Source organism: Actinomycetota bacterium (assembly GCA_040905475.1).
Taxonomy (GTDB): Bacteria; Actinomycetota; AC-67; order AC-67; family AC-67; genus DATFGK01.
On the sequence record JBBDRM010000086.1, the window covers coordinates 1 to 5,325 of the forward strand.

Consider the following 5,325-nt stretch of genomic DNA (forward strand, 5'->3'; position numbering starts at 1 on the left):
CAACCGGCCACACCGCCCACGGCGATCTCACTCCAACCGAGTTCGCCCCCACCTGTAACACCAACCGGGTCCCCCTCAGCCCGCTCCACCACCTCAACGGCGATGACGCGGACTGCTCCTACACCTCCACGTGGGATCACCCTACTCGGCGGAGCATCGATAGGCAGGACCGACGAATCGCGCTCTCACTTGCTGCATTCGAAGTCGGGCTCAGAAGCGCGAGACTAATTCGCGTTCAATGCGACGGCGCCACGCCGAGGGCAGGTGTGGGGCGAGACGCCGGTACCAGGGGCGCAGCAGCGCCCGCGCGCGGGGCGAATTCAGCCATCGTGACAACATGCCAAGCAGTGCCCTCACCGCTGGCTTGCCGGGGAAACTGCGTTCGCGAATCCGGTAGTAGTCCCGCATCCACGCAGCCACCGACCGTGCTGTGGCGACATTGCGGACGAACCGCTTCTCTGAACAAGAGTCCAGGCGCGGCGGCGTGCTGTCCGGATCGGTCCACTTGGTGAGGAAGACGTCCGCGTTGGCAGCCCACTGGCGGCGCCAATCGGGAAGCTTCACCGCCGCGGTGCCCTTGCCGACGTGCTGTACCAGCACGCGTTCGTCGAAGACGATGTCGAGATCGTTGACCCAGACCTTGAACGCGAGGTCCACATCCTCGCCGCTCGCGATGCGGTACTCCTCGCCGAATCCTCCCAGTTCGCGAGCGACCGAGGCCTCCATCAGGTAGACGACGGCAGCCGGCACCGGTTCGAACGGGCCGAGCACCTCCACCTGGGAGCCTGGCCGCTGGCGAACCGTGCGTCCGTTGTGAGCTTCAGTCACGGCAGGCACCGATATCCCGGCAGCGGGGTGTGCGCGGTGTGAATCCAGCAGCCGACTCGCCCAGGCGGCGGGGAACTCAGTGTCGTTGTTGCAAAACGCCACGTACTGACCGGAGGCCGTCGCGAGACCAGCGTTCATGCCCGCGGCGAAACCCGCGTTGCGCTCGTGCAGGACGGGGACGTCAGCAGCTACCTCGGCGTAATGCCGTGCGTCCCAGGACGATCCGTTGTCGACGACGATCAACTCGTACGGCACATCCGTGTGTCGCCGAAGCGTCTCTATGCACCGCTGCGTGTAGGGAAGCTGGTCCCACGCGAGTACCACCACCGAGAGGAGAGGCTCATCGGCAGGGGAAGGGAGGGGACGTCTGCCCCCGGCTGGCTCCGCGACCACCCTTTCGAGCGCGGTCACGAGGTGGTCGGTGTTCGTCTCCCAATCGAACCTCTCGGCCACGATCCGCAGACCATTGCCTCGCAACCGGCGGGCCAGTTCCGGATCCGACCGGATCCGGCGGATGGCGGCTGCCATCTCCTCGGGGCTATCCGGCGGAACGACGAGCGCGGTTTCCTCATGGATGGCGTACTCACGGCAGCCGCCGTTGTCCGTCGTGACCAGCGGAGTACCGCAGGCGAGGGCCTCCAGACCCGGCTGACCAAAGCCTTCAGTTCGGCTCCCGACGACGAATACCTCTGCGGCTCCATACTCCCCGGCCATCCGGTCCTGTGGAAGTTTCTTGTGCGCATACGTTGCTAACGGGACGCCGGCGAGACGCGCCGCTCGCTCAACCGTGTCCGTGCCCTTCCATGATCTTCGATCGCCGACCGTCAAGAGCGGGTACCGCTTCGACACCCCGACGAGACGAAAGTGCTCCGGATTGACACCTCCCAGCACGACGGCGGGACGTCGGCCGATTTCAGCCTCGATCTGTTCTGCCGTCCAGGTGCTGTTGGCCAACATCGAGTCCACAGGAGCGCGTAGGGCCTCCCAGCTGCCTTCCTTGTTGTACGAGGCGCCGTAGTGCAGAGCGTAAAAGACTCGTCGCCGCGCATTCTCGAACAGGTCGATCAGATACCACTGCGGCTCATGATTGAACACGAGAACATCAAGATCATCCCGAAAGCCTGATGGGACGTGCCGAACTCGGGCTCTGCATGGCATCCAGTCGCATCCGAGCGGCTCGCTCTCCGGCACATAGATCGTGACGTCGTGGCCTCGATCGACCAGTCGATTGCTGAACTCAAGGATGCGCCGGATTCCGCCGTAGACGCGCAGGTGCGGCTCGAGGAATCCGATCTTCACGGATTCGTCCGGTGGACGCTCGTACTCGCCGGCCCATGATCTAGCCGCTTCGATGACGGGGGCTCATGGTGGCTTTCGGGAGTGAACCGCACAAGGAACCAACCCCCGGCTGCCGCCATTGTCGCCCAGAGCGCAGCAAGTAGGTAACCCGACACCGCGTCGGTCTGCCTGGACATGACTATCGCGAGCCATCCGGACGCAATCGCTGCCACGTAGATCACCGTCACGGCACCGCGGACCGTCATGCCAGTACGAACGAGGCGGTGGCTGGTGTGGTCCGCGCTGCCCTGGAAGGGGCTCACTCCCCGGTGCAACCTCGAGATGGTGACCAGCCCGGTGTCGAGCAACGGCACGGTGAGTACCAAGATCGGTACGAGAACCGCGATAGGCGGTCCTTGGTCGAGCCGCAGTCGGATGCCAAGCGCAGCGAGCATGAAGCCCAGGAACAGGCTGCCGGCATCACCCATGTAGATCTTCGCGGGTGGCAGGTTGTGCCGGAGGAAGCCCGCAGCGCAGCCCGCCAGCGCTAGCGAGAGGCCCGCAACGAGGTACTGGCCGTTGAGTGCAGCCACCATGAAGAACGTCCACGCCGCGATCGCTGCTACTCCGGCGGAGAGTCCATCCATATTGTCGAGCAGATTCAAGGCATTGGTGATACCGACGACCCACAGCACAGTGAGTCCACCGTCGAGCCAAGGGTCACCGAAGAGCAGCACCCCCGTGCCACCAAACCACAATGCCACTGCCGCCACGACGGTCGCGGCCAACCGGATCGTGATGCCAAGTCCGCGCAGATCGTCGATCAGACCGACCAGGGCCAGCAGGCTCGCCCCCCCAAGCATCACCAACAGATCGGTGAGCCCGGACGGGGGCGGACGGAGGAGTGCTGCCCCACCGATGGTGAAGGTGAAGGCACCCAGCATGGCCATGCCACCGAGGTACGGCACGGGCGCCGCCTGCCCCTTGTAACCGCCCGGATGGTCGAGCACCTCGCGCCGGACGGCGAAGCGCAACGCCAACGGGACGAGAATCAGGGACAGGGTCAGTGTCCCCACGAAGATGCCGATGTACTCCCAGGGCCCGAGCTCACTCACGATCGCTGCTCGTCGATGACCCTGCTGATGATGTCGTCGAGGCTGACCTGCGGGTCGAACCCAACGAGCTTGTGGGCGCGGCCGGTGTCGGGGACGCGGCGCGGCATGTCCTCGAAGCCCTCTTCGTAGGCTTCCTCGTAGCCGACGAAGCGGACTGTGCTCTCGCTGCCGGTGAGCGTTATCACCCGCGCGGCGAGGTCGCGCATCGAGATCTCCTCGATGCCGCCGAGATTGATCGCCTGGCCCGGCGCGTCCGGGTGATCGGCGAGCTTCACCATCGCGTCGATCACGTCGCCGACGTAGCAGAAGGTGCGGGTCTGTTCGCCGTCACCGTAGACCGTCAGCGGTTCGCCGCGCAGCGCCTGGTTGACGAAACGGGGGATCACCATGCCGTAGCGACCGGTCTGGCGCGGCCCGACCGTGTTGAACAGCCGCACGATGACGGTGTGCAGGCCCTTCTGCTTCCAGTAGGTGTAGGCGAGGATCTCCTCGATGGCCTTGGCCTCGGAGTACGACCAGCGGCTCTTGAGCGGCGAGCCGAGGATGCGGTCGTCCTCCTCCCCCAGCCGGTCGGAGGCGTTCTTGCCGTAGATCTCGCTGGTCGAGGTGACCATCACCGGCGTGCCGTACTTGTGGCACTTCTCGAGCACGATCTCCGAGCCCATGATGTTGGTGCGCAGGCTCTCTACCGGCTTCTCGATGATGAGTTCGACGCCCACCGCCGCTGCGAGGTGGTAGACGACATCGGCACGTCGTACCAGGTCGTCGACGAGGTCGGCGTTGAGGATCGATCCGAGCGCGAACTCGACCTGTGGCGTACCAAGCAGGTGCTCGATGTTGCTGTAGCGCCCGGTTGACAGATCATCGAGCAGAAGAACGTCGTAACCGTCGGCGACCAGCCGCTCCGCGAGATGAGAGCCGATGAATCCGGCTCCCCCGGTAATGAGCGCGCGCACTGTCACCTCAAGGTTCGAAAGCGGCCGCAATCAGGCCTCGTGCTGGCCGCACCTATGCTACCGCCAGCGCCGGACCACGCAGACGGAGGAGTCAGTTTCAGTGACCACCGGTCCTGACCCGATCCGTGTGCTGCAACTGGTCACGCGCATGAACATCGGTGGGCCGGCACGTCACGTGCTGGCGCTGGCCCAGGGGATGCCGCCGCACATCCAGGTCGAGGTGGCTGCGGGCCGCCCGCCGGCGGTCGAGGGCGAGCTGACCGAGCCAGCCGTCCCCGTGCATCCGGTGCCGCTGGTCCGACCCGTCTCGCCGAGGCAGGACCTTGTCGCCATCAGGGCGGTGCGGCGTCTGCTCCGCAACCGCGAGACCCGGGTGCTGCACACCCACATGGCCAAGGCCGGAGCCATCGGCCGCGTCGCGGCTCGCGGCCTCCCGCACGTTCGCACGATCCACACCTTCCACGGGCACGTGCTCAGCGGCTACTTCTCGCGGCCACTTCAGCGGGCCTTTCTCGAAGCTGAGCGACGACTAGCCCGCGAGACCGACGTGCTGGTCGCCGTCAGCAGCGAAATCCGCGATGCGCTCTTGGACCTCGGGATCGGCCGGCCGAGCCAGTACGAGGTCGTCCCGATCGGCACCCAGATCCAACAACCCGCCGCAGGCGGTCGGCTGCGCGACGCGCTCGGGCTGGCGCCCGACGTCCCGCTCGCCGGCGTCGTCGCCCGGCTGGCGCCGATCAAGGACCACGCCACACTGTTGGTGGCGTTGGTAGAGGTTCCGAGGCTGCACCTCGCGGTCCTCGGCGACGGCGAACTCCGAAACGAGCTGGAACGGCAAGCATCCGATATGGGCCTGAGCGGGCGGGTGCACTTCACCGGCTGGTGGCACGACATCAGCTCAGCCCTCGTCGACCTCGACATGGTGGTTTTGACCAGCCGTAACGAGGGCACGCCGGTCGCGCTGCTCGAAGCAGCCGCCTTCGGCAAGCCGATCGTGGCCACCGACGTGGGCGGCGTGGGCGCGATCGTGGAGGACGGGGTGACCGGCTACCTCGCGGCATCAGGCGACCACGATCGCATCGCCGGTCTCTTGCGACGCCTGAGCGAGGACGCCGAGCTCGCCGCCCGGCTGGGTGCGGAGGCGCACC

General features: G+C 66.1%; 4 protein-coding genes. 1 reads left to right on the plus strand and 3 read right to left on the minus strand.

Annotation, left to right across the window (positions count from 1 at the left end; translation table 11 throughout):
* Positions 1-210: 210 nt before the first annotated feature.
* The 3 genes from WEB06_09475 to WEB06_09485 are packed head-to-tail and all read right to left on the minus strand — an operon-like array spanning position 211 to position 4,177.
* Entirely contained in the window at positions 211-2,127 is a 1,917-nt protein-coding gene (locus WEB06_09475) for a glycosyltransferase (protein MEX2555851.1), read from the minus strand.
* Positions 2,124-3,221, minus strand: a complete 1,098-nt coding sequence (locus WEB06_09480; GenBank protein MEX2555852.1) for an MraY family glycosyltransferase — start codon at positions 3,219-3,221, stop codon at positions 2,124-2,126. Before WEB06_09480 ends, WEB06_09475 begins: the two co-directional genes overlap by 4 nt.
* Positions 3,218-4,177, minus strand: a complete 960-nt coding sequence (locus tag WEB06_09485) for an NAD-dependent epimerase/dehydratase family protein (protein ID MEX2555853.1) — start codon at positions 4,175-4,177, stop codon at positions 3,218-3,220. The genes WEB06_09480 and WEB06_09485 overlap by 4 nt, the downstream gene beginning before the upstream one ends.
* A 100-nt stretch (positions 4,178-4,277) precedes the next feature.
* Between WEB06_09485 and WEB06_09490 the strand changes: the two genes are divergently transcribed.
* On the plus strand, positions 4,278-5,325 hold a 1,048-nt coding region (locus WEB06_09490; protein ID MEX2555854.1), incomplete at its 3' end, for a glycosyltransferase.